General features: G+C 64.1%; 1 protein-coding gene. It reads left to right on the forward strand.

The window, feature by feature from the left end:
* Positions 1-378: 378 nt before the first annotated feature.
* Complete coding sequence (locus tag AVMA1855_RS26475) at positions 379-1,002, forward strand: phosphoadenosine phosphosulfate reductase domain-containing protein (protein WP_272565862.1); 624 nt, start codon at positions 379-381, stop codon at positions 1,000-1,002.
* Positions 1,003-1,138 lie beyond the last annotated feature (136 nt).

Raw genomic sequence — 1,138 nt, forward strand, 5'->3', positions numbered from 1 at the left:
ATATCGAGCGGTTCTACAACCCGTTCAGAAAACACTCCAAATTGGACTACCTCAGCCCGGTTCAATTCGAAGAGCGGCAGCGCTTAATGGGCTAGGCAAACCGTCCGGGAAACCGGGGGAAGCCCAGAGTCATCTGAGCAGCTGATCACATGGCCTGCAAGTTACTGTACTTACTCTAAGTGCAATTTCATTGCAGCAGATAGAAATGGCGGATTGTTCACTTATCGCGAGCGGCTGTACTGATTTTTCGCGGCCCGCTTCACCGGTTCCCCGCCGGGCTGCAGGGGCGGGATGCCGCCAGGCTGCGGCCCTGCAGCGCAAAAGGCACAATCGCCCGTCCCACCGGGCCGCTCGCGCCCGGTCCCGTTGGAGCATGGAATGAGCAGCATCGACCTCGCAAGAATCAACGCCGAACTCGGCAAGGACGCCCAGGGCCTCGTGGATTGGGCCGTGGGCCTGGGCCGGCCCACCATCGTCACCACCAATTTCCGGCCGTTCGAGGCCGTCATCCTGCACATGGTCACGCGGGCCCGGCCCGACGTGCCGGTGGTTTGGATGGACAACGGCTACAACACCGAGGCCACTTACCAGTTCGCCGACGAGGTGACCCGGCAGCTCGGCCTGAACCTGTCGATCTATCTGCCGCGCCGCTCGCGCGCCCACCGCGAGGCCGTCGAAGGCCCGGTGCCCGCGCTCGACGATCCGCGGCATGCCGCCTTCACCGAAGAGGTCAAGCTCGAGCCCTTCGCCCGCGCGCTGCGCGAGACCGCGCCGCAGGTGTGGTTCACCGCGCTGCGCGCCACCGACACGGCCGTGCGCGCGCAGATGGACCCGGTGAGCATCAACCCCGACGGCCTGCTCAAGGTCGCACCGCTGCTGCACTGGTCGTCCAAGGACCTGTACGAATACCTCGTGGCCCACCAACTGCCCAACAACTTCGACTACGTGGACCCGACGAAGGGCGAGGACAACCGCGAATGCGGGCTGCATCTGGCGCACTGAGCGCATGGGCCTGACCCGTCCTGGAATAGGTTGACACCTATGCGGGACTGAACCCTAGCCGTAATTGGCTTGCAAGAGACGCCCGGTGCACCGCATCGGGCGTTTTGTATTCTAGGGACAGGTGGGGCCGCTGCTC

The organism is Acidovorax sp. SUPP1855, assembly GCF_030158955.1.
GTDB lineage: Bacteria > Pseudomonadota > Gammaproteobacteria > Burkholderiales > Burkholderiaceae_C > Paracidovorax.

Bases quoted from the DNA above. Each gene is read 5' to 3' on its own strand.
- AVMA1855_RS26475 (WP_272565862.1), top strand. From the start codon at position 379: ATGAGCAGCATCGACCTCGCAAGAATCAACGCCGAACTCGGCAAGGAC.